15 protein-coding genes and 1 pseudogene are annotated in these 24,920 nt (G+C 51.9%); 3 read left to right on the top strand and 13 right to left on the bottom strand.

Annotation, left to right across the window (positions count from 1 at the left end):
* The 10 genes and pseudogenes from METMA_RS25120 to METMA_RS25110 all read right to left on the bottom strand — a co-directional run.
* Window positions 1-1,071 (bottom strand): annotated as a pseudogene (locus tag METMA_RS25120) (V-type ATP synthase subunit I); the annotation flags it as partial.
* The gene (locus METMA_RS0118950) at window positions 1,071-1,664 is read right to left on the bottom strand and encodes a V-type ATP synthase subunit D (RefSeq protein WP_020160688.1); all 594 of its coding nucleotides are present in this window, start codon (window positions 1,662-1,664) and stop codon (window positions 1,071-1,073) included. The pseudogene METMA_RS25120 and the gene METMA_RS0118950, both read right to left, overlap by 1 nt.
* Entirely contained in the window at window positions 1,642-3,000 is a 1,359-nt protein-coding gene (locus tag METMA_RS0118945; protein WP_020160687.1) for a V-type ATP synthase subunit B, read from the bottom strand. Before METMA_RS0118945 ends, METMA_RS0118950 begins: the two co-directional genes overlap by 23 nt.
* A 355-nt stretch (window positions 3,001-3,355) precedes the next feature.
* Window positions 3,356-4,468 carry a sensor domain-containing diguanylate cyclase gene (locus tag METMA_RS25115; RefSeq protein ID WP_020160685.1) on the bottom strand — a complete coding sequence of 371 codons (1,113 nt, stop codon included), beginning with the start codon at window positions 4,466-4,468 and terminating at the stop codon, window positions 3,356-3,358.
* A gap of 165 nt (window positions 4,469-4,633) precedes the next feature.
* On the bottom strand, window positions 4,634-13,348 hold the full coding sequence (locus tag METMA_RS0118930) for a GH36-type glycosyl hydrolase domain-containing protein (RefSeq protein ID WP_198014545.1): 8,715 nt from the start codon (window positions 13,346-13,348) through the stop codon (window positions 4,634-4,636).
* Window positions 13,349-13,870: 522 nt separating this feature from the next.
* Window positions 13,871-14,020, bottom strand: coding sequence for a lmo0937 family membrane protein (locus METMA_RS27190; protein ID WP_152565177.1), 150 nt, complete (start codon window positions 14,018-14,020; stop codon window positions 13,871-13,873).
* A gap of 189 nt (window positions 14,021-14,209) precedes the next feature.
* Window positions 14,210-15,328 carry a DUF1207 domain-containing protein gene (locus tag METMA_RS0118920; RefSeq protein ID WP_020160682.1) on the bottom strand — a complete coding sequence of 373 codons (1,119 nt, stop codon included), beginning with the start codon at window positions 15,326-15,328 and terminating at the stop codon, window positions 14,210-14,212.
* A 13-nt stretch (window positions 15,329-15,341) separates the two neighbouring features.
* Window positions 15,342-15,809: a BON domain-containing protein gene (locus METMA_RS0118915; protein WP_020160681.1), complete on the bottom strand. Its 468-nt coding sequence runs from the start codon at window positions 15,807-15,809 to the stop codon at window positions 15,342-15,344.
* Between the two features lie 504 nt (window positions 15,810-16,313).
* Window positions 16,314-16,514 (bottom strand): CsbD family protein, encoded by a 201-nt coding sequence (locus tag METMA_RS0118910; RefSeq protein WP_020160680.1) that lies wholly within the window; start codon window positions 16,512-16,514, stop codon window positions 16,314-16,316.
* A gap of 465 nt (window positions 16,515-16,979) precedes the next feature.
* Window positions 16,980-17,594, bottom strand: coding sequence for a FlgO family outer membrane protein (locus METMA_RS25110; protein ID WP_156830561.1), 615 nt, complete (start codon window positions 17,592-17,594; stop codon window positions 16,980-16,982).
* A gap of 1,046 nt (window positions 17,595-18,640) precedes the next feature.
* Between METMA_RS25110 and METMA_RS0118895 the strand changes: the two genes are divergently transcribed.
* Window positions 18,641-19,390, top strand: a complete 750-nt coding sequence (locus tag METMA_RS0118895; RefSeq protein WP_020160677.1) for a PEP-CTERM/exosortase system-associated acyltransferase — start codon at window positions 18,641-18,643, stop codon at window positions 19,388-19,390.
* Window positions 19,391-19,529: 139 nt separating this feature from the next.
* Window positions 19,530-21,227 (top strand): tetratricopeptide repeat protein, encoded by a 1,698-nt coding sequence (locus METMA_RS0118890; protein ID WP_020160676.1) that lies wholly within the window; start codon window positions 19,530-19,532, stop codon window positions 21,225-21,227.
* 74 nt (window positions 21,228-21,301) lie between these two features.
* Here the strand turns inward: METMA_RS0118890 and METMA_RS0118885 are convergent, their stop codons facing one another.
* Window positions 21,302-21,580: a hypothetical protein gene (locus METMA_RS0118885; protein ID WP_020160675.1), complete on the bottom strand. Its 279-nt coding sequence runs from the start codon at window positions 21,578-21,580 to the stop codon at window positions 21,302-21,304.
* Between the two features lie 33 nt (window positions 21,581-21,613).
* Window positions 21,614-22,396: a flocculation-associated PEP-CTERM protein PepA gene (gene pepA, locus METMA_RS0118880; protein WP_020160674.1), complete on the bottom strand. Its 783-nt coding sequence runs from the start codon at window positions 22,394-22,396 to the stop codon at window positions 21,614-21,616.
* A gap of 257 nt (window positions 22,397-22,653) precedes the next feature.
* Between pepA and METMA_RS0118875 the strand changes: the two genes are divergently transcribed.
* A complete protein-coding gene (locus METMA_RS0118875; protein ID WP_020160673.1) occupies window positions 22,654-23,328 on the top strand; it encodes a class I SAM-dependent methyltransferase in 675 nt (224 codons plus the stop codon).
* A 461-nt stretch (window positions 23,329-23,789) separates the two neighbouring features.
* Here METMA_RS0118875 and METMA_RS0118870 read toward each other — a convergent pair whose 3' ends face one another.
* Window positions 23,790-24,671, bottom strand: a complete 882-nt coding sequence (locus tag METMA_RS0118870; protein ID WP_020160672.1) for a ThiF family adenylyltransferase — start codon at window positions 24,669-24,671, stop codon at window positions 23,790-23,792.
* Window positions 24,672-24,920: the final 249 nt, after the last annotated feature.

The raw sequence follows: 24,920 nt of genomic DNA, 5'->3' as shown, positions 1-24,920 counted from the left end.
CATGCGCAGGCGCAAGCCCTTTCTCGACTGCCCCAAAGCCCGCCATTTGCCGGCCAGCAACAGCATGAACAACGCCGCGTACCCGGCATCGGACAGGATCATGGCAAAAAACAGCGCGAACGAGAAAAACACGGCCACGGACGGGTCCCAGCCAAAATAGCCCGGCGTTTGGTAAAAATGTACGATGTCCTCGCCGCTTGCCAGTTCTTCGGGATTTTTCAATAGCGTCGGCGGCGTATCGCCCGCCTCGGGGTCTGAGATCATCAACGCCAACCGCTGCTGCTTGGCAAACCGTTCAAAAACGGCGAGCTGCTCCTCGGGAGCCCAGGCCTGAATCATGAAAAGAGCATCACTATCGAGCGTGAGCGAATGGGCCAGCCATAATTCGCACCGGTTCGCGGTCTCGGCAAGATTGGCTTCAAGCAATGCTATCCAGCGCGTCAGGGATTCTCTTTCGGCCTGCAGATCCTGGAGTGTCAGTTCGATCTGGTTGAGTTCGTCTTTTAACCGGGACAACGGCACCTTGCCGGTATGCGTTCTGGCCACGGGCATGCTTGAGGCCGGCGGCTCCTGCCCGGCAATCACGACCACATAGCTGTATAAATTATCCTTGTGCACCACCTGCCAGGTCAGATCAACGGTCCACATCTGTTTCATGAGGCGCTCCGGTACGATATAAAACCAGAGATTCAGCCCTCGCAGTCCGTCTTCAGGCAGCCTGAAATCGCCCCAGGGTTCGATTTCCTTGATCCGTTTCTGCAACGCATCACGCTTATCGGACAGCGTTCGCATACCGCTTTGGATAGTCAGCACCGCATTGATCACGCCATCCAGATCAAAATCCTTTGTATTGTGCACCTGACGGCGTTTATTGGCGCAACGCTTTAAATACTTCAGCGCCTTGCCGGCGTTTTCGGCCTGTCTTGACTGCGCAAGTTCGGCCGGCGTCAAACCGTCCTCCTTGAGCGGGATAAGATGAGTGCCGCCCAGCTGCTGCAGCTTTTCCAGAACAGTCGATTTTTCGCTGATCAATCCGCAGAAAGTCAGTTTTTTTAACTTGACGATGGCCATTAGTGCTGACGTTTTTGCTTGGTGATTTTGGCTCTGACGACGCCGGCCCGTTCCGTATCGGACAAGGAAATCCGTATTCTTTTTATATTTTGCTCCGCCTTGGGAATCAAGACCTTATCAAACAGATTAACGCGTTGAGTGACTTTTTTAACGGCGGTGTCCAGCGTATCCAGACGTCGCCGGCCGATCTGATATTTGACCTTGAGCTCCATCATGCGTTTTAGCTGAATAACCGCCGCATCCACCCAATGCGGCTTGGCATAGGTGGAATAGGGTTGGACATGGATATCGATATGCTCAAGCACCGGCACATGAATGCCGACGATATTCTCCTCGCCGACCTTGATGGAGGAGACCGTGACCAGGCCCTGCAAACCGACCTGGGTCTCGGCGAGCATGGGCAGTTCCCGGAGCACAAACTCACGGCACTGCCGTATCATCCGCTCGGTTTCGGCCAGGCTTGCCGCCGCCCTGTAGCGTTCGGCCAGCAACTGCCGACGCTTTAGATCCAGCGATGGCAGGTACTGCCTATAGCGCTTGAGCTGCGCGCTTTCCTTGTGCAGCGCGGTTTTACTGAGCGACAGCCTGGCCATGCCTATCCTTCGGGAAATATTTATCGATCAACCCCTGCTTCATCAACAGCTGGTCTTCGGTAAAACACTCGGCCAGGGTCTGCCAGCTCAGATCCAGCGCCTCTTCCAGCGTCATGGAGACATTGATATCCATGAACCGCTCGCGGAACAGCTTGCCGAACTTCAGCAACTTCTCATCAAAAGACGACAGATCGAACGCCATGGCCTGTTTCTGCTCGGCTTCGTTGGCGGCCGAATAAAAACGGATCATTGTATTCATGATTTGAGCATGGTCCTCGCGGGTAACTTTGCCGATCACATGCTGTTTCAGCCGCGAAAGCGAACCGAACGGATCAAGCATGGCGTTGTGCAGATAAAACTGGCCCTCGGTAATATAGCCGGTATTGTCCGGCACCGGGTGCGTCACATCGTCGCCCGGCATGGTTGTCACGGTCAGTATCGTCACCGTACCCGCGCCCTTGTAATCGCAGGCTTTTTCATAACGCCGGGCCAGTTGCGAATAGAGATCGCCGGTGTAGCCGCGGTTGGACGGCACATGTTCCATCGACACGCCGACTTCTTTCAGGGCATCGGCATAGGCGGTCATATCGGTCATCAGCACCAGCACGCGTTTGCCCTCTTCCACCGCGAAGCGTTCGGCGACGGCCAAGGCCATGTCCGGCACCAGCAGGCGCTCGACGATAGGATCGGAAGCCATGTTGCAATACATGACCGTGCGGGCGAAAACACCGGCCTGTTCAAACCGGGTCTTGAAAAAATGGTAATCGTCGAAAATCAGCCCCAACCCCGCGAACACAACGATATCGGCATCGGCCTGTATGCCGATGCGCGCCAGAAACGGGTTGAAAGGTTCGCCCGAGATGGAAAAAATAGGGATTTTCTGGCTTTCAACCAGACAATTGAATAAATCGATCATCGGCACGTTGGTGCGCATCATTTTGGAAGCCAGCACGCGCTTCATCGGATTGACCGAAGGCCCGCCGATGCCGACTTTAGGGTCCGGCTCCAGCTGGGAGCCGCCGTCCATGGGTTTGCCCGTGCCGGTAAAAATACGCCCCAGAATGTTCGGTGAATATGTCACCCGCATCGCATGTCCCAGAAAACGCACGGAAGCCGCCGTGGAAATGCCCTGTGTGCCTGAAAATACCTGCAAGGATACCCGATTGCCGTCGATCTTGATGACCTGGGCCAGGGATTGGGTGCCGTTATTATCCTCAATCAGGGCCAGATCGCCAAAGCGTGTACTGATATCTTGTTTTTCCGTAGCGGCATGCACGGTAATAATATTGCCGACAATGGCAATAATATTATGATGTCTGACCATGCGTTCAATCACGGGTAACTCCAAAGCTAAGGGCAATGACAGGATTATACCGCAAGCGCGAACGGCTTGGTTTACTGTTAAGGAACGTGAATTTTATAATTCCCGCAAATGACTTGTCTTTCCGTCCCTCTTCGGCGTTGCCTACAGGGATGTAGGCAAGGGGCGTGAGCAGGAGCGGAAGCTTTGCGCAAACAGTTACATGGCTTGCCATGCGCCTGTTTGCGCGCCTCGGCAACTGCTCCATGCGTCGCCTAAAGCGCCTACTGTTGGTGCTCTACCTCCTGCATCCATGCAGTCGTTGAACAGGAACAGAAATCCTGCCTCATTTGCGGGTCTTATTTCATTCCCATTCCTAAGCGGCGTTAGGTCAGGTATTGGAACCGACGGCCATGAACTTGCCTTTCCGCACGCGGTTCCTGCCCTGGCGCTTGGCCTTGTACAGGGCCGAATCGGCCGATTTGATCAGGCGGCCGGCGATATCGCCGGCCGCGGCGGGCACATCCGGCACATAGGTAGACAAGCCGATGGAGACGGTGGCGGGAATTGACAGGTCATTAAATTCAATCACCAGCGCCTGGATCGCTTTACGGATGCGCTCGGCGATGTCCATAGCCCTGGCCTCAGTGGTCTCCGACAATAACACGACAAATTCCTCGCCTCCGTAACGGACCAGTACGTCATTATTGCGCAATTGATTTTTTATCGTATTGGCGACCAGATATAAAACCAGATCGCCGGCCTGATGCCCATGCTGGTCATTAACCATTTTAAAGAAATCGATATCCAGAAACAGGCAGGATATCGAGCTTTTGTTGCGCTGGCAGCGATCTATTTCCTCGATGATTCGCAGTTCAAGAAAGCGTCTGTTATTGACACCGGTCAACGTATCGATGTAGCTGGTGCGCTTTATTGTTTCGAAGTTCAGATTGTTTTCCAGGCAGACGCCGACGACTGAAACCAGATGCTCGACAAAATCCGTCGCCATGGTATCGGCAAACCGGTCCGCATGGTAACTGCCCAGATTCAGCGTCCCGAGATATTTCCCCCGGCGCTTTAACGGCGTGATGGCGACACTGGCCGGCTCTTTCTGGCCATGGCTAAACAAACCGGCGCAAATTTTCCGGTCATAGAGGCCAATATAGGGGCGAATGACAAAACCGAACAGTTTTGTCAGCAGTTCTTTGTTATCGAGCAGGATCAGGCCTTTTTTTGACCGGCTGGCGTAACCATCCTCGTCCAGAATAGCGGCGATTTCGCCTTTCTCGTCGATCAGGCACAGGCTGACCGCGTCAAGATCAAAATAAACCCTGGCGTCCTCAAGCAAGTGGTCGATCACATCCGCCAGCGTATTCAGGTTCAACAAGCCCATTTCGAAGGCCTGAAACTTGCGCAAAGTGGCGCTGTTTTGTTGAACACGTCCAATCATGCCGTCCAGATGGCTCTGCAGCACTAATAAATCGGTTGCTAAATCTTGTTCCAATCTTATTGCTCTACTATTCCCCAAATCCAAAGTCTGGCAGGATCCCGCGATAATCCATGCCTCGACGCAGGCGAGTTTACCCGTCTTTATAATCGGACGCTATATTTTAGCTGAATGAAAGCGCCCGTTGCACTGGCCTGGGCGAAAATGAGCGGTTGCCGCGGCTTAATCGGCGCCCACCTCAACGTCAACCTGGTGGGACCGGCGATCATCCGCTACGGGTATGATGCCGGGCTCTTTGACCTCAATGCCATCGACCAGGATACGAACCACACGCCCAGGCTTTTCACCGACGCGCTTGATGATGATGTGATATAGCGTTTCGCCGTAGCGGTAGTGAATCTTGTACGACTGCCAGTGGTCAGGCATGCACGGGGCAATATACAGTTTATCCACTTGCAGTTGCAAACCCAGCAGGGTTTCCAGAGACAGCCGGTACAGCCATCCGGCGGCGCCTGTGTACCAGGTCCAGCCGCCGCGGCCGGTATGCGGCGGCGCACCGTAAATATCGGCCGCGATAACGTACGGCTCGACCTTGTACAGTTCTCTTTGTTGCGCCTCGCTGGTGCGATTAATGGGATTGAGCATGTCAAATAACTCCCAGGCCCGCTCTTTGTCACCCATCAGCGCGAAAGCCGTTGCCGTCCAGATCGCCGCATGCGTGTATTGGCCGCCGTTCTCGCGCACGCCGGGTACATAGCCTTTGATATAACCGGGCTCAAGAGCGGATTTGTCGAAAGGCGGCGTCAGCAGCTGGACTATCCGCCTATCCCTCCGGACCAGCCGCTGATCAACCGCCTCCATCGCCTGACGGGCGCGTTCCGGGTTGCCGCCGCCCGAGATAATGGCCCAGCTCTGGCTGATCGAATCGATTTGGCACTCATCATTGCCGGCCGAACCCAGCGGCGTGCCGTCATCAAAATAAGCTCTGCGGTACCAGCCGCCGTCCCAGGCATTGGCTTCAATGTTCAAGAGCAGTTGCTGCGCCTGCGCTGTGCAAATGTCGGCAAAGGCCTCATCAGACCGGTTACGGGCCAGATCGGCGAAGAGCCTGAGATTGTCATACAGGAACCAGGCCAGCCAGACGCTCTCGCCCTTGCCTTCGCGTCCGATCAGATTCATACCGTCGTTCCAGTCGCCGCAACCGATCAGCGGCAGGTCATGCGCGCCGAAGCGCAAGCCGTATTTAATGGACCGCACGCAATGTTCGTAAAGACTGACTCCTTCGGACGAATACAACGGCTGATCATAATAAGCTTCTTCTTCCGGCCCCAGTTCCCGGCCCTCCAGAAAATGCACGATTTCGTCGAGCACGCCCGTATCGCCGGTCACGGCGACATACCGGCATGTCGCATAAGGCAGCCATAAATAATCATCGGAGAAATGCGTCCGCACGCCCTGGCCGCACGGCGGATGCCACCAGTGCTGCACGTCGCCCTTGCTGAACTGGCGCCCTGCGCAACGGATCAACTGCTCGCGCGCCAGCCACGGCGTCGCATGGATCAAGGCCATCGTATCCTGTAACTGATCGCGAAAACCATAAGCGCCGCCCGACTGGTAATAGCCGCTGCGCCCCCAGAGCCGGCAGGACAGCACCTGGTAGATCAGCCAGCCGTTGGTCATCACATCCAGCGCGCGGTCCGGCGTTTCGATATAGACCGAGCCCAGCGTCCGGTTCCAATAAGCCCACACGGCTTCCAGCGCCTGCCGCGCGCCGGCCGGCGCGGCGAAACGCTGAATCAGATGCTGCGCTTCCTCGACATCGCGGCCGGCCCCCACCACAAACACGATGTCACGCTCCTGCCCGTCTTCCAGTTCGATATGGGACTGAATGGCGGCGCAAGGATCAAGCCCCGCTCCGGTCTTGCCTGACAGATGCGTGCGGTACAACGCCGCCGGCCTGGCCAGCGAACCGTTACGACCGATGAATTCCATGCGATTGCCGGTTATCGTGCGCACCGGCTCGCTGATCTGCACGAACATAATCCGGTTTGCGCATTCGCGGCCATAGGCATTGCGCGCGAACAGCGCACCGGTTTGCAGGTCGGGTTCGGTGACAATATGCATCTGATTGGCGTGCCGCCATTCGCCCATGACCAGCTCCCAATAACCGGTCAATGACAGGCGGCGGGCACGCCCCGAAGCATTGCGCAACTTGACGGCAACAAATTTCACCGGCGCATCCATCGCCACATAGGTTGACAGTTCCGAGTAAATGCCCGTCTCAAAGTGTTCGAATACGCTGTAGCCGAAACCATGCCGGCAAATGTAGCCTGATCGGCCGCGCGCCGGCAACGGTGTCGGCGACCAGAATTCGCCGGTTTCCTCGTCGCGAACATACACCGTTTCGCCGCTGATATCGCTGAGCGGATCATTGTGAAACGGCGTCAGCCGGAATTCATGGGCGTTTTCAACCCAGGTATAGGCGCCCCCGCTTTCGCTGACCACGGTCCCGATATGAGGGCTCGCGATCACGTTAGTCCATGGCGCCGGCGTATTCTGCCCTGGCTCCAGGGTAATGACATACTCGTGCCCATCCTGTGTAAATCCGCCCAAGCCGTTGAAGAAAATAAGCTCGCGCGCGGGCAAGGGCGTGACAAACTCGGCTACCGGCGCCCGCACAGGCTCCAGCGCTTCCGGGAAATGCTCGGTGAGCATGCGCCGCTGAACCGAGCCCTGGCGCCAGCGTTTCCTGCGTTCCGTGACCCGCTTCGAAGCGACGCGCCGTTCCACCTGTTCGGCCAGTGACTCGGCGGTATCGGTCAACACGACGCGGGCAACGGCCTGAAACAAGACCCGGTCCTCTTCGGCCAGGTCTTCGGCGCGCCGCACGAAAACTCCGCCCGGCTTGTCCAGCATTTGCGCTTCGTTGCCGATAATGTTGATCAAGCCCATGATCTGATCATGCAGCACGGCGCGATAGCCCGAAAAGTCTTCATTCATGATCACCAGGTCGGTGATCAGGCCCTTCATGCGCCAGTAGGCATGCGCCTGCAATGCCTGCTTGACCAGGTCGATGCGCTTGATGTCGCCTATGCGCACCAGGACGATGGGCCAGTCGCCGGACACGGCGAACGGCCAAAGGCCCGGCTGACCCAACTGGTTGCGTGCGATAATGCTGGGCGCCGCGCGACGCAAGGCATTACTGTAAATGACCGAGGTCGCCAGCCGGCCGTAAATTTGCGCATCCGCTTCGGTGGCGTTAAGGCGGCGCAATACCTCCTGACTCTGAAACCAGGACATCTCGAACGCACGCTCGATAAAATGCCGGTCACGGTATTTGTCGATCAGCTCCAGCACCGCTTCGCGCGTATCGGCAGTGCCGGTAATGATCTTCACGACCGCAGAGTCATCGGGCGCTATGGTCAGCGCCTGGCGAATCGCGACGATAGGATCAAGCACCGGACCATCCGTGTTGGATAATGCCTCGGGACGGTTGCTGTCGTCGAATACGACCGGATTGGCGGGTGTTCGGCCCCGGCCGATAAACCGGGCGCGATCGGTCTCGTAGGACGGCTCGTCGGCGGCAGTGCCGGTGACGGTGATCAGATGGAACATCCAGGGAACCCGCTCCTCCGGCGTGCGGCGGCGGCGCGTGCAGAGTATCGCTTGTTGCCCGGGCAGGATTTCGGTCTGTACGAACAGATTGCTGAACACGCGGTGCGCCAGGTCGGCATTCTGCGGCGCCAGCACCACCTCGGCATAACTTGTGACTTCCATATGCCGCAAGTGAGTGGACAGATTGGTCAGCGTCACGCGGCGGATCTCGACATCGTCCTCGGGTGAAACGCTGATCTCGGTATGCGCATCAATGTCCAGATCGCGGCGGCGGTACTCGGCGCGCGACTGCACGAAAATCGCCTCGTAATATTCGGCCTTGCGCAATGTCGGATGGTAGGTGCAGGACCAATATTCACGGGTCTCGCTGTCACGCAGGTAAATAAATGAACCCCAGTTGTCGCTCGTGGTGTCCTCGCGCCAGCGCGTGACGGCCAGATCGTTCCAGCGACTGTAACCGCCGCCGGCCTGGGTCGCCATGACATGATAACGGCCGTTGGACAACAGATGAACTTCGGGTATCGGCGTGTTCGGATCGGTGAACACGCGCATGATCTCGCCCTCCTCGGCGACGGGAGGTCGTGCGGACGCGCTGACTTCGGCCGCATGCGGATGCAGCGTATAGCCTTTTTTCGGCACGCGCTCCTGCAACAGCAAGTCGGTCGCGCGCACCAGCGGGTCGGACATGAACCGGCGCTGCATCGGCCGGTCCAGCAGTACATGCTCAAACGCCAGCAGGCTCATGCCCTGATGATGCGCCATGAAATTGCGCACGATTGCATGGGTCTTGCCGCGCACGACACGCGCCGGCGTGTAATCGATGGCCTCGTAAAGCCCGTAGCTGCCGAGAAAGCCGTTAGTCACCAAGGTCTGCAAGTTGCGGCAGGCCAGATTGGGGGTAACGGTCAATGCCAGCGCCGTGGCATACGGCGCTATGACCAGATCATCCCCCAGGCCGCGCTTGAAGCCCAGTCCGGGCACGCCGAATGCACGATATTGGTAAATCTGGCGCATGTCGGTCAGGTTGTAGCAGGATTCGGAAATGCCCCACGGTACGCCGCGCTGCCGGCCATATTCTATCTGCCTGGATACGGCGGCCCGGCAAGTTTGCTCCAGCAGCGTGTTCTGATAACTGGGCATGATCAGTTGCGGCATCAGGTATTCGAACATCGAGCCGCTCCAGGAAATCAGGCTGACATCGCTGCCGTGACTGGTCAGCAAACGGCCGAGCGTAAACCAGTGCTTCTGCGGCAACTGCCCTTGCGCGATCAGTAGGAAACTGACCAGGCGCGCTTCCGATGCCAGCAGGTCGTAACAGGCCGGATCGCGGCGGCGCTCACCGACATCGTAGCCTATGACCAGCAGATCCGAGGTGTTATCGTAGAGGAACTTGAAATCCATATCGGCCACCCTGTCGCAGCGCGCGATCAGCTCATCAATGAAGCGGATGCGCTCCCGGGCCTGTTTATGATGAATGCCTGTAGTCTCAGTCTCCGCCGCGCCTGATTCGGCCAGCGCCTCCAGGGTCGGGATGGTATTGAACTGATGCGGATCGGGCACCAGGGTCTGAAGATCCTCTCGCAATGAACTGACCTGGTAATCCAGAGCCTGCGTCCAGTAGTGCTGTTCGCTTTCGGTATCGGCCGGCAAGGCGGCAAGCAGTTCCGTGCCAGCCTGCTGAATTTTCTCCAGCAGTGCGTCGACCTCAGTCAAGGTCTGAAATTCGCTGTCCGGTTTACGCGAAGCGAACAGATGCTGCAGCGTTTTCATGGATCGAGTCAGTGCCGGTGCCGATGACAACGGGAGGTATTCGGCCAATACCATAAAGGTATCTTCCAAACCTTGAAAGGCATTGGCCGAGAAGATCGGCTGGGCCTTCAGCTCAACCAGCCCCGCTTTCAGCGTCAGCAGGCTGCCGACCAGATTGCCGCTATCGACCGACGATACATACTGCGGATGCAGCGGCTGCAGCGTGCGCGTGTCGTACCAGTTATAAAAGTGGCCGCATTTATAGTTACAGCCCTTGCCGTGCTGGTAGCGTTCCAGTTTTTCCATGGTGGCCACGGTGTTCTCGGTACGGTACAGCAGTTCACCGGCGGAAATGTAACCGAAATCGTAGGCGGCCAGATTGGCCGTCAGGGCCATGCCCATGTTCGTTGGCGACGTGCGCGAGGCAATAACCGGTGTCGGGTATTCCTGAAAGTTATCGGGCGGCAGCCAGTTATCGAGCGGCGCGACGAATTGCGCGAAGTAGCGCCAGGTCCGCCGCGCCAGCGTACGCAAAAAAGCCCGGTCATCGGCGGTCAAGTCCGCGGCAGGCGGCGCCAGCGGCTTACTGATCCACCAGCCTATGACCGGCGAAACCAGCCAAACCAGTAACACAGGGGCCGAAACAAGCCAGTCCATCCATCGGGCGCTGTCCCATGCCATATATAGCGCCACGGCCGACCCTGCCGCGACGACAGGCGCTATCCACATTTCCAGAAAAAAATCGGCCAGTGTTTTGCGGGCATTGCGGCGCGCATAGGCCTTCGTATGCCAGAGCATTAGTCCGCGCCGCGTAAACGGCATGCGCGCCGCCGAAGCCCGGATCGCATCCAGGCAAATCAGGGTATCGTAAGGCAAAAGAACCAGCGCCAGCAAAGCAAGCAAGACCGGGCGGGTGGCGGTTTTATTGGCCAAAATAACATGCTCAAGCCATTCGCGGTCGACCGGCTTGCGAATCAATTCGATCACGCCCTCCAGCAAAGGCTGAAACAACAGGATGGCCATCACCAGCACGGTCCAGAACCATGCGGGCGCCGGGCCGAACAGCCAGCCGCCGGCCAGCAGGACAAGCAGCGCGGGCGGCACCAGGCTGCGCCGCAGGTTGTCGAAAATTTTCCAGATCGATAAGGGCGAGAGCGGGTTCGGTCGCCGCTTGCCGTCCGGCCCGGGCACATTCGGCAACAGCCATCCGGCCAGTTGCCAGTCGCCGCGTATCCAGCGGTGCCTTCTGCTGGCTTCGATCGCGTAACTGGCCGGATGCTCCTCAATCAGATCGACATCGCTGATCAGACCGGAACGCGCATGCCCGCTCTCCAGCAAGTCATGGCTGAGAATCAGGTTTTCCGGAAAGCGCCCGTCGACCGCCTGACGGAAGGCGTCCACATCATAGATGCCTTTGCCGATAAACGAACCTTCGCCGAAAATATCCTGGTAGACATCCGACACTTCGCGCGTATAGGGATCGATGCCGGCCTCGCCGGCGAACAAGCGCGTAAAACGGGATTGGCTGGCGCTGAACAGGCTGATGGATGCGCGCGGCTGCAGGATGGCATAACCGTCGGTGATGCGCCGCTTGTCGGCATCGTAGATTGGCCGGTTTAAGGGATGGGCGATGTTGCCGACCAGCGCCCGCGCCGCGTCCCGGGGCAGTTGCGTATCGGTATCCAGGGTAATGACATATTTGATCGAGACGAAGATGGACGGGTCGCCGACCCGCTCGGAAAACGCCGTTCCGCTATCGCCTCTCAGCAGCGCATTGAACTGTTCCAGTTTGCCGCGCTTGCGCTCATAGCCCATCCACACGCGTTCATACGGATTCCATATCCGCGAGCGGTGAAACAAATAAAAAATGCACGGTCTGTCATCCCGATAAGCCGCGTTAAGTCCTTCGATGGCCGTACGGGCAAGCGAGAGCAAGTCCTCGTCGCCCGGCTGCGTTTGCTCGGGCGCGTCGTTAAAATCCGTCAGCAAGGCAAAAAACAGGTTGGCGTCCCGATTGCCGAGATAGCGTATTTCCAGGGCCTCCGCCAGATCGGCAATGTCTTGCGGCTTGCTCAGCAAGGTCGGCACTACAACCATCGTCCGATGATCGGACGGAATGCCCTCTGAAAAATCCAGGCGCGGCAATACCCGGGGCGGAACGACCATGGTCACGAACTGATTGACCAGCGGCACAGCCAGCGCCATGCCGCCTATCAGGCTGCTGACGGCAAAAAACCAGAACCGCCAGTTATCGGGGCCCGTGCCCTCCAGTGACAGCAGCACATTCGCTGCCACCAGGGCGGTAAGCAGAAAAATGGAACCCAGGTAAATACTCAGGCGATACGGCCGGCATGACCGGATAGCACGCGCAATCCGGGGCATGTGATAATCGACCTTGCGCTCAAGCTCTTGCCGGCCTTTATCGATCAGATAATAGCCGACATGGGCGGCGCGGTCCGCCGCCGACATGCGCTCGGCCGCGGCCCGCGCGCAGGCCACCGCCTCGCGGGCCACGTCCGGTTCGCCATGCGCGCTGCCCTTGGCTATTTTTTCAATGATATGTCGATACCGGTCACGCGTGGCGAAATCCTGATTACCGTATACACCGGCCGGATCTGCCCGCAGGGTTTGTTCCACGGCGCTGAGAGCTTCGACAAAATCCCGCCAGTCCATGGCACTGATAAACCGCAGGCTGCCCACACTGTTGGCGATGGAGATCTGGTTAGCCGCCGCCATGTGGCTGGCATCCTGCATTAATTGCGACGCATTGAGGCCTTGCTCGAGCAACTGGTTGTCGATCCAGGTCTGCACGAAGGCCAGCGCTGAACCCTGAACCTGAAGCCTTGAATTGAATTCTTCCACAAACGATGCCGTTAATGGCACATCGGCACTCGCAAACTCGGCGAGCAATTGGACCAGCTGTTTCGGGTTCCTTTCGGCCGTCTCCAGCATGCGGTCCGACCACATGACGGCCGCGTTGTATTCCTCGCGCCCGCGCGCTATGCGCAGCCCGACACGGCGGAGATTCTCCAGCAATGCCAGACGCAGCATAATCGGAAATGCCCACAATTCACCCAGCTTCAGCGGCTCGACCGTCTGGTAGGCGGCGATGAAATTGGTAGCGTTTTCGCTGTCAACCCGACCGTCCTGATGAGAAATCAACTCCAGGGCTAGTTCGTAAATGCGGGGAAAACCGGCGGCTTGACCATTCGCCAGCTGCGGCAGTTCTCGGCTATATCGCCGGGGCAAGTGGCGGCGCGCCAGGTTGATCTGCTGTTCGATAAGATAGAAATTATCGAGCAGCCAGGCCTCTGCCGCTGAAATATGCTGTTCCTGATTGACGGCCGCGGTGACCACATCATAGGCTTCCAGCAGCACGCGCTCATTATCGTCCAACCTCGGCAACAAGCGGTCCGGCCCGGGGCGCGGATTTATCCGATGCTGGCCGGCCAGCGTGACGGCATAACGCTTCAGTTGCTCGATGCTGAACAGTTCCGAACGCAGCAGATCGGTATCCCGGCCGGTATGATGACCATGCCGTGTATGTATGAAAAACCCAAACCTTCTGATCACGCTGCTGTTCTCCTCGCCCGAGTTCGACACCGATTGATTCTGTCACCCTACAGTCCCTTAAAACGATACCGCGCACGATTTTGATATCATTATTGATTCTCTGGCAGCCTCCTGACTCTTGCGCAGCGGTAAGACAAACTAGTACTCAGTCAGCCTTGTTCTGACGAGTAAAATTTGCAGAGCATTCATAGCTTGCGAATAGTGCGAATACCCTGAAGGGCATAAATGAATTCGCACCTACAATTTACCCGCCATAATTAAATTGACTGACTACTAGAGCTGTTTCATAGGATATGACATACCCTGTAATGCTTTATTCTGAGTCGAGGAATATCCAAGTCGCTTCGAGATTGTTTCTTACCTGGGTGTTTCGCCGATTTATCTTCTGAGACTCATTAACTTTAATATTTTCTCCAACTCCTTGAACTTAAATACCGGGGAATGTGGTGAGCGCACTAAAATATCAGCGGAATCGAAGCAAGATTAAAACTTATCCGGCAAAGCTAAAAAATATTGCCGTATCTAAATCGGTCTTCGACCTTGAATAATACGAACCACGATCACTATCAGTGCGATAACCAAAAGGATATGAATAAATCCGCCCAGTGTGTATGAAGACACCAGGCCAAGCAACCAAAGGATAATCAAGACAACCGCTAAAGTTTCAAGCATTTCCATTTCTCCTAAAAGGCCGTCAATTGATGACGATTACATTATGGATGAGCAGGATGATTGCCATCCATGAAGAAACCGGCCAGGCATATTGGAATTCGGATCCGAATAAATTCCTTGGTATAACCAATAATACATTTTAAGGACAAAGCGCACTGCATCAGGCGCAATTCTTTGAACGCTTATCGTTTAAAAGTGAAAATGGGCACCCAGTCCGATGTATTCGATTTTATCGTTGTAGAACTGGCCACTCGGAGAGTGTCCGTTGAAATACTCCACAAGCACCTGAAAATGCCGTCCCATCACTTGCAAGTTTTCAAATTGAACGCCGGCACGTGCCGATACATCGGTTTGCCAATCGTTCTCTTCGTAGTTTTTAAGATCCACCGCCGCAATCGGCCGCAAGGCGGCAAAATCCATGTGCCATGGACTCCTGAACTCAATCCCGTATTGCACCGACCAGGGCTTGAGCGAGCGTGGCTCCTTATGAACCAAGCCGCCGCCTCCGCCATACAGGCGAATACCGTAAGGAAATTCATAAGAGAGTTTCAAGTCTATCCCTTCGAAACTCAAATTTACCCGTTGTATGCGGGTCCGTAGCAAAAACTCGTCGCCGAGATGGGAACTTTGATGAAAGAGCCGGCTGAAAGCCGAGAAATTGCCGATACGCAGGCTTGAATACAAAGCTCCGTAAAAATCGCTATTGATTAAATCCGATGAAGGCGCATCGAGGTTGAAATCACTGAAGACGCCCCCTTGAAGTCCGACCTCCCACTGTCCCGCGAATCGCCGTCCGAAGCTTAAGTTTCCGCGATAAAACGGTATGGTTTCACCGAAGCTGACTGATCCTATATTGACAGTGTCCTCAAAATCGCCGCTGACACTCGTATAACGATATGACGCTGAAAAGTGGGGCCAGCGGGGGTCGGCCAGTAACCGCTCAAACAGATGGCCTGTCGGCAAGAATCCGGTCTGCAACGCTAGCTCCCCGCCCGTCCGTACCGTACCATGAACGCCTGTTTCGGCAGGAGTTGACGCCAGCCGCTCGCCTCCTTCAACCATCTCAACTCCGGCTACGCCCGGAATACTCGACAAGGCATCCATGACTTTGCCCCGGCCGGTATTTTTTAAATCATCCGCATGAATCGTGATGATGCCGTTCTTGACGCTTAATGACTGGCTGCCCAGCTTGAACTCCCGCTGAAGTATGCTGGCGGCATATCCGGCAATATAGGCATCCTCTACCGGCGCCGCGCCAGCGCCGGAAAGGCAAAGCAAGGTAATAAAAACACTGATCAGACAGCGCATGAAATACCTCGTTTTATTCCGGAACCGGTGTAACCACCAGATTGTTTTCCACCGATTGCACACCGTTAATCCCACGGGTAATTTCCAGCGCCCTGTCAACACTTTGCTGTGAATCAACGACGCCGCTCAGTTTGACCACGCCTTTCTCGGTGATGACATCGATCTTGGTGGCGCTGAGTATGGGATCGGCTACCATTTCCGCTTTAACCTTGGCGGTAATGGCTGAATCGTCCAGGTATTGTTCAACCGACCCGGATTCGCTCCCCATGGATTCTTCCCTCTCCTCAATCGCTTCCTGTCTTTGTTCAGTCATTTCCTCAAGTCTTTCGTTGGTTCTTTCAGCGGCTTCATCAGTCCTTCTGCCGGCCTCTTCAGCAGGCCCCTCTTCCTTGCAGCCGGTTAAACTGATGAAGGCAGATAATAAGAGAGCAACAAATACGCTATGTGAAAGGATCGTTCGTTGGTCGTTTTTTATATTCATGGGGTATTCCTTAAATAAGTGGTGGTTAAAAGTCTTGGCTATTTGCAACTGATGAATTGCCAATTGGTCAAGGTCACTCCTAATTCCCAAGTTCCTAATCATGGCTGGATTCTGCTGACAAAGATCAGGATCAATGCAATGATCGGTCTCAACCCGCGGCAACCGAACAGGTCCGAACATAATCCGGCAGCCGGCTATACATGCAGGCAGGGATTCTTGAAAATTGTGCAGCCATGCGCGGGCTTTCTTGTTTCTGCGCAAGCCATTGCCGACCCTAGCTTCCAGCCTCTATTGCGACGAGACATTAAAAAAACGCCAAACTTAAACTCACCCTGTTAGCTTCGGGCGAGACTGCGCTTCTGCTACAGGATGAGTTTGACCATAATGTCCCTGAAAAGGGGGCTCTTTTTGATAAAACGCTAGACCTGGATCAGCATTATTATCAAAGTGTCTAATTCATTTCGACGAGCCGCGCCTTTTCTCCTGAGAAAACAAATGCAACGATTAATGGATGCGATCTTCAAAATCCCGGAGTCGCCGTTCCGCTTCGTCTTTTTCAATGCCATAGCGCTCCTGGATCTTTCCTAGCAATACATCCCGCTTGCCTGCGACTTGATCGAGTTCGTCATCGGTCAATTCACCCCAGGTTTCTTTCACCTTTCCTTTAAACTGTTTCCAGTTGCCTTCTATTTGATCCCAAGCCATCTCTATTCTCCTGATAGTTAATAAAAAGAATGAAATTCCCCGTAACAGGGACTCAGCTTAGAGGCGAACAATACCGCTTTCGCCGTAAACTTAAAAATACTGTAGCTACAGGACCGGAATTGGTCTGTACGGTGACACACATATGAATCCATGTCCTTGTGTCATCTGATAAGAGTCGTTACATAATCTATAAAAACTGAAACACGTCCATGTTCCTTAGATATTGATGCTTCGAAAAGTTTCCTTGTTTTTTGAAATCAGGCACATAGTCGACAATTTCTGGCTAAAATCGCCATGGTCATAAACTGCGTATAAACCCTGAATAAGCTGGTCCGCCGATATGGGTATTGGCCAATCCACGCTTTACCGGGGCGATTTTACTATTGTGACAGCCTCACACCCGCCGCCCCGATTACTGGCCGACATCCAGGCTATTTAACCTGGACTTATTAATCCCTTATGACTCTAGAATCCTCCCTGCGGATCAATATCGGTTTCATTTACCGATCCCGCTTCTCCTGATTGCTTGGTCTTTATGTCATTGGAACCGACTTCCTTGGACTCCAGTAGAAGCTTGGCATCCGGACCCATCGGTATAGACAGATCCGTGGACGATATAATGGTTCTGTCGTTCAGGTCGACTATGCGCAGGGAAACATAGCCGGTTCTCTTGCCTGGGGCGTATACCCCTCCCACTAAGGCAGCTGGATTATATTGTCTCAGCATGGCTTTGACTTCATCGGTAAGATGTAATGCACCGCCTTCCTCCATGGTGAAAAGGTCTATCGGCATTTCCATACCGATAATTCGATAGCCGGCGTTATGAAAAGCTGAAGCAATCTGATTGGCGACAATCCGGCCGAAGGAAGAAGTCTGTTTCAAGTCATCTACATTAAGCAATGTGCTGACAACAATCAAAGAGTTCTTCGGTAAGGGTCTGCTCATTTGTTGCTGCAGCGTATTTGCCGCATCATAACTGACCCCAACCCAATCGGTATCCTTGACTTCCTTATAGCGATTCAGGGAGCAACCATTAAAAGTAAGCATGATGATGATAAAAAGTGACATATTTTTTAGCATAGTTATATCCTTAAAATTATATTGACTATAACAATCCGCCTTCACTTCCCCCCTTTTTTCCATTGGCTTTTTTGTCGCGACATGGATAAGGAGTCAAGTTATCAATTAACTTACAGAAAGGGATACTAGTTGATTGATGATCTAGAGACAAGGATCAGCGTCAAATATGCGGATTAATTTTTCAAAAAACCTGAAACTTTCTATTTATAGGGTCTGCTTCGCATTGGCACGGATGCCATTGAATTAATTTCCTGACATTTAATATCGGCAATTTCCGGCTAATAACAGACTGATGGACAGCCTGGCAATAAGCGTATGGAACAATTCATGCCATAAAAACGCTATAACAACTACAACATCCACAGTTACATCAAGCCAGACAAAGCGGATATTAAATCCTACATTCCGCGGCAAAATTTGATCCATTCAGAATTATTTCCGTATCGATTGTTAATCGGCCTGTTCATTTTCCTTGATTCCCAGGCGTTTTAATCTGGCAATTCCTACGGATTGCTGCCCTGATACCGTAATACGCAGGGGCGAACCTGTGTGTCCGCTCTTGCTCAACGGTTCGCCTTTGACCTGCGGTTCCCCGATAGCCTGTTGTGCACCCGAAACAGGGCGGACACGTAGGTCCGCCCCTACAATGCATCCGCACGATACAGGCGCCCCCTTTGATTTGTATGAGCCGCCTCGCAAATTATTAGGTGATTTCCATGTTTCATATTATTCCGGTAGTGGCTGAATTGGCTGCGGAATGTCGGTTAAATATAAGAAAAAGGATATTTTTTTATTGCCGCTTGTCTGTATGAACTACAGATAAATTATTTCCGCTCTGCTACCGCGGACATAATCCTGATATTTGAGAAAAAACCAATCAGACTTTGATTGAATAAGTGCTAATAAGCTTTTGTTTTAAAAAAATAATCGAAATCGTGATTGGTTTGGGCAAACTAGCAGGCGCTTGGCATGAAGACCAAGATCCATGGTACTGAAACACATCGGGGGGGCACTAAAAAAACATAACTTGAGATATAGGCGGTGTTATGTCGGAAAAAAATCAAACACTGGTTGAAAGCTTTAAAAAATACTTTACTGTGGATTTTGCTCATACGCCTCTAATAAAAAGTAAAGTTTACGCGATAAGATACCATGTTTATTGTGATGAATTTCACTACGAGTCCCCTGACCGGTTTCCGGATAAACAGGAATACGATGAATTTGACGATCTGTCTCTGCACTGTTTAATCACCCATAAAATGACCGGACTCCCTGCCGGTTGCGTGCGCTTGGTTCCGACTACCGGCAATAAAGGCGAAGCCTTGCTGCCATTTGAAAAATATTGTTCTGAAAGCCTCGATCATGAATTTATTAAAAGCTTAAATTTAGATCGCGAAACAATTTGCGAAATATCGCGTCTGGCAGTTGACAGCACTTTCCGCAGACGTTCGGGAGAAGCGTTGACCCGTTTCGGTGATGCTATGAATTTTTCTGATCATGAGAAACGGACATTTTCGCTGATCGCGGTTTCCTGCTTTCTGGCAGCAACGGCACTGACGGATATGACCGGGCGCTCTAACATATTTGCAATGATGGAGCCGTTCCTTCCGAGATTGCTGAAAAGATCAGGCATCATTTTTCAGCAGGCAGGAAAAACCATTGACTACCATGGGATTCGAGCCCCCTATTACATTAAAAAAACACAGTCCGCCATGAATAAGATGGATCCTGAATTGAAAATTTTATACCAATGGATCTATGAGCAAATCGAAGAGACGTATTGGACCTCAATATAAAATCAAAATGTAATTAATGCTTTAGGCAGACAATATTTGACGTTAGTATTGTATTGCTTAACAAATCGCATATAGGCCGGATTATGCTCTGGCAAATCCACACGTTGATAATATTATTTACAATGAATAAGGTTATCCCATGAAAAATAATACCCTGAGAGTAAAACGCCGTCTTATTGCAATAGCCATTAGCATTTTGACTTCGAGTTCCACCATGGCTGCAATCTATGATCTTCCGGAAAATCAGCAAAGCAATTTTAATGATTTAGATCAAATTGGAGTGCAGCCGGATGAATTGGAAAGTTCTTCTTCATTTCTGGAAACTTTGCAACAGAATGAAAACAGCAACAAGAAAAAAAGCTATCTTGAGATCTTTGATCTGCTCAAACAAAATAAGCTTGCGGATGCCAGGACTGAAATCACCGCGCTGTTAGCACAAAACCCGCGCGAACCGGAGTTCTATAATTTACAAGCCCTGCTGGAAATCCTGGAAAAAGACACCACTTCAGCCCGACAGAGCTTTCAAAAAGCAATCCAACTGGATCCAGACAATCTGACCGCTTATCTTGGGTTGGCCAAACTGACTTTAGATGCGGACGATCTGAACAAAGCCAAAGAGTATTCAAACAAAGCTTTAGCTATTAATAATAAATCAATCAAGGCTTATCTGGTGCTGGCTGATATCGCCCATAAGGAGAAAAATCCCCGGGAAGTAGAAAATATATTATTGACCGCACTTAACAAGACCAAAGGAAATGTCGCGGCCGAAATAGAAGTAATCAAGCATTTAAGTAAATTTTATGCAGCCAATAAACAACCCGATAAAATTTTATCGTTAGGTCAGGAGATAGCGGGACGTTATCCAAATAACAGTATGGCGCTTTCCACACTGGCCGGCGCGCAGCTTATTAATGGACAGAGACAGTCGGCCGAACAGACACTGCTTCAACTCGTTAACCTGGATAAACAGGATATTAACCACCGGCTGTTGCTTGCACGGTTATTTATCGAGCATCCTGATAAAGAAAAGGAAGTCTTTAAATTATTGGACGAGGCATCAGAGATAGATCCCAGCAAGCCGCAGGCCCTTATTTTTAGAACCGCTTATTTAACCAAACTCAAACGCTACCGGGAAGCTTTGGAAAATGTGGACAGAATAAACAGACAGTTCCCAGCCATGGCCATTGGTAAAATGTTGCAGGGTGATGTGTATCTGGCGGAGAAAAAACTTGATAAAGCCCTTGCCGCCTATCAGCAAGTCTATCAAGTCGCACCGAACAATAAGATTTTATTTATCATAGCCGATCTGATGAATGTCCAGGATAATCCGGCCGGAGCTCTCCAATTTCTCAACAGCGAATTGGAAAAAAATCCTGAGAATAATGCAATCCATTTTAAGCTGGCCGCTATCCATTTACAGCGGCAAAACTATGAACAAGCTGAAACGCATTATCAAGCGATACTGCTTGATCAACCCGATAATGCCCTTGCGTTAAACAATCTGGCCGGTATCTATTCCCTGCAACATAAGCCCCAAGCCCTGGAATTAGCCAAAAGCGCTTACAACAAGGCGCCCGGTTCAGCGATGGTTGCCGATACTTATGGCTATATCTTGATTAAACAGGGACAGCACCAGGAAGGACTAGCCCTGCTTGAAAAAGCGGCCGCATCAGCGCCTCAGGCTAATGATATCCAATTTCATCTGGCTGAAGCATATTCTGTTAACGGCAATAATAAACAGGCCATTGAAATACTGGAAAACATTAAAAAGTCCGAGCAACCATTTCCGGAGAAAGAAGCCGCTGTTAATTTGTTGAATCAATTAAAAACCAATTGAAAAAAAACCGGTTACGGAAAACTGCTGATGTGCGCCCGCCATAGCACTGGAGCGCTTAAAACCAGGCAAAGCTGTTAAAAGTGATTATCGGATAGGCTATACAGCCAGAAACAGGAAGCATTAAAGAACAGGCCTGAGGACTTGATCATGGCGTGGCAGGAACAATTGCCGTCGCAGGATGAGGCGATATCAAAGCCTGTTAAAAACACATGATCCGCGACTTCTACTGATACGACGGTATAGATAGAGGGACCTTCAACATGCGCTGAAGGTGCGGATACTTCAAAGAGTCGTTTTTCTTCGATTTCAATATCAAAAAACCTTGCTTGAATGCGTCCAAGCAAGGTTTCCATACACTATAAAATCAGCTTGTCAAACAACGGTGTTCAGGCCCGTACAGCCCGGCGACGAGTTGCTCTAAAGCCCAGCAGGCCTAATCCAAGCATCGCCATGGAAGCAGGTTCAGGTATAGGTTCAACATCAAACACGGCACTGACATCGCCGGTTACTTCGAAAGTGCCCGGTCCGAAATTGTCCACATCAAAATCGCCATTTGCCTGTAACTGTACATAGAAAGGATCAGGAGAAATGAAATAATTTTGACCATCGGCAGTCAGCGTGAAATCGTCCCATATAAAGTTAAACGCGCCTGGTACGCCGGGAATCCCTTCCAGGGTGATAGCATTCGTTGCGAAGCCTATACCATAATTGTCGCCTGTATTACTTATAGAGAAAGCATCAGCGGCTGTCGCGCCAAACGTGATATCCGAATCCTGATTGGGATCAGCGAATAAATTAAAAGTGGCTTCACCACCTGTAAATGTACCGGCGACGGGATCGAAGCTTCCAGTCGATTCGAAAGATGCACGGAGTAAATACCCGGCAGGTTCAAGATTATTAATTTGTGAAGGCACGACAAGTGAACCTTCGTTACTCAGGAACGCCGAAAAAGTAGCATATCCCACGGCGGAAAAAGTGCTATCAGCATTAATCGTCAACTGTTCCAGATAAGAACCGTTTACTTTATCAGCAGTGAACGTGTTAGGTGACGTATCAGGCACACTGCCTTCATCGACAACAAAGTCACCAAACTGAGCGTTTGCTAAACCAGGAGCAATAGCCACACCCAGTGAAAAAGCTGCGCCAAGCATATTTTTGTAAAGTTTCATTGTAATCTCCTAAAAAGTTTATAACGCATTAGGTTGCATGAACCATAAAGCAACTCATGTGCCACAATAATTTCCTTTTTAATTTCAAAGCATTACAAATCAACACATGACGCCAAAGCGTTTCAGTGTAAAAAACACTGACAGAGCAATGGATTGATAGCGTTGTAAATCGATAGCGTTGTAAAATAGAGCCAACCTACCTAGAATGGCGCTAATAATTTCAGCCCAAAATCTTATGCATCTGTCCGGGAGTTTTCATGACACAGCAGCAACAATCCTCGGGTAAAACACGCGATGAAATCGCGACGGCTTACTCATCCGAACCCTGGTGGTACGATCTCCGCGGTTTTTTTATTCTTACCTTCGCTTATAACAGTACACTGGGCTCTCAATTACGATTTTTTGGACCTAACTTTGGCGCCCGACATCTTGAAGTCGCATGCGGCACCGGCACATTACTTGAACTTTTGCTGCGCTGGCGAAAATGGAAGCGTATGCCCGCTTCCGATATTACGGGTATCGACTATGCCGAATCCATGCTCGCGGGAGCCAGAAAAAGATTCTCCGGTAATCCATCAATTAACCTGGAGCACGCGGATGCCGCGGAACTTCCCTTCCCCGACAATTCATTTGATACGGCCAATATCGCCAATGCCGTACATTGCTTTCCCAATGTCGATGGCGCACTGCGCGATATACATCGAACACTTAAGCCCAAAGGCACGCTGGCGGCAAACGTATTGCTTTATCCGCGCACACCATGGCCATTGAACCGTATCGCGGAACGCATCAATGCCTGGGGTATCCGCAAGGGAATTCTGTATACGCCTTATGAGCAAGAAAATATTCGTCAGAAAATTGTTGATGCGGGTTTTGAGATTCTGTCCGAATCGGTTTCCGGCAATTGTTATCTTGTTCTGTGTCAAAAATAAAGCAGGAAAACAGACGACAACGGCAAGAGCGGCGAACCTTATTGATTCAAACCATGAGGTTCCTGCCGTCTCGGATCTATATGACTCTGGAGGGTTGCATGACCGCTTAATGCCCTGCCCTGTGCGGATATGGGGAATTACAGAGAGCGCTTATCGGCAAATATGACGCAGCCGCCCGGATTAAAGCCTAGGAGACTGTCGGATTATGATTCATCAGGATTAGTAAGACATTGAAATAATTTGAAAAATATTTTCCTAACAAAAAGCTGTTAAAAAATTTATTTTTCAAAATCAATGTCTTACGTTTTTTTGCTTTTTAAATCCGACAGGTTCCTAGTAATCAGTCAATGTATTTATGACGAGTAAAATTCGTACAGCATTCATGCCATGCGAATAGTACGAATACCTCAAAGGGCACAAGAGAATTCGCACCTGCAATTTACTCGTCATAACAAGACTGACTAAGCACTAGTCTCTTTCGATATTTTCATAAGCTGTTGCCTAGCTATCATTAAACCCAGGCGTTGCAGCGGGTTTCGATTTCCCCAGGGACGCCAGGTTTTCGCCAGCTTGTTCCGGTAGGCATCAAAATGCAATCCCCATGGCGCCGCCACAATTTTACCCCGTTGCAATAAAATCCTTAGCGCCTGAGTTGCGGCAAAACCGGCACAGATCTCGCAAGCCATTGGTGTGGAAGGACCTTTATGATTAATCAAATCCACGCCGCTCCGATCGGCAAGATAGCCGACTTGCAGCATGGCGGGCGACAAACCGAGCAGAAAATGTAAAATTTTATCCGCTTCCGATTTGCCCTCTAGTTGAAAGTATTCTTCAAAAGTCATATCTCCGGGCATAAAGTTTAATAAAGCGGCCCCCATGCCCAACGGCGCGGCAGTGACCGCCGGCACACCCAGTTCCGCGCAGGCTGCAAAAAGCCTTTCACGAGCGGCAAAGGCAAAAAAATCCAGGCCATCCACATACACATCAGCATCCGTTAAAAACTCTGACACATTATCCTGATTGACGCCCTCGGAGAATTTTTTGATATCGAGCGTAGGATTGATGTCCAGCGCCATTTCTGCCAGCACATCAACTTTAGGCTGCCCCAGATGAGACAGGGTCGCGCCTGCCTGCCGGTTGAAATTGGCCAATTCAAAGCGATCGAAATCCGCAATGTTAAATTTTCCAACACCCAAGCGCGTCAAGGTGAGCAGATGACTGCCGCCAACGCCGCCGAGGCCCGCGATAGCGATCCTCTTGGCGCGAAGAATCGCCTGCTCGGCTTCCGTGACCCAACCGATGTTTCTAGAGAATGCCAAATTGTAATCGAATGGTTTATTCATAGAGTTAAGTAAACATCATCAATGGTTAGAAATAGCGCCATGATTCAAAGAAACCTCAGCCATCCAGTTCGATGTCCGCCAATCTCACAAGAGACTGCGGTAAACGCTATTTAATTCACCACAGTGATCGCGTTTTTAGCGTTTATTTAGATTGAGAATATGAAATCGTGCGGTTTTTGAAATGATCATTGATGAAGTGTTTCCGTATAAAGCCTGTGATGGCGGAGCAACAGATGAGGGATAATTTAT

The sequence above is a fragment of the Methylobacter marinus A45 genome (genome assembly GCF_000383855.1).
Lineage (GTDB): Bacteria > Pseudomonadota > Gammaproteobacteria > Methylococcales > Methylomonadaceae > Methylobacter > Methylobacter marinus.
This window is presented reverse-complemented; position numbering and strand designations above follow the sequence as displayed.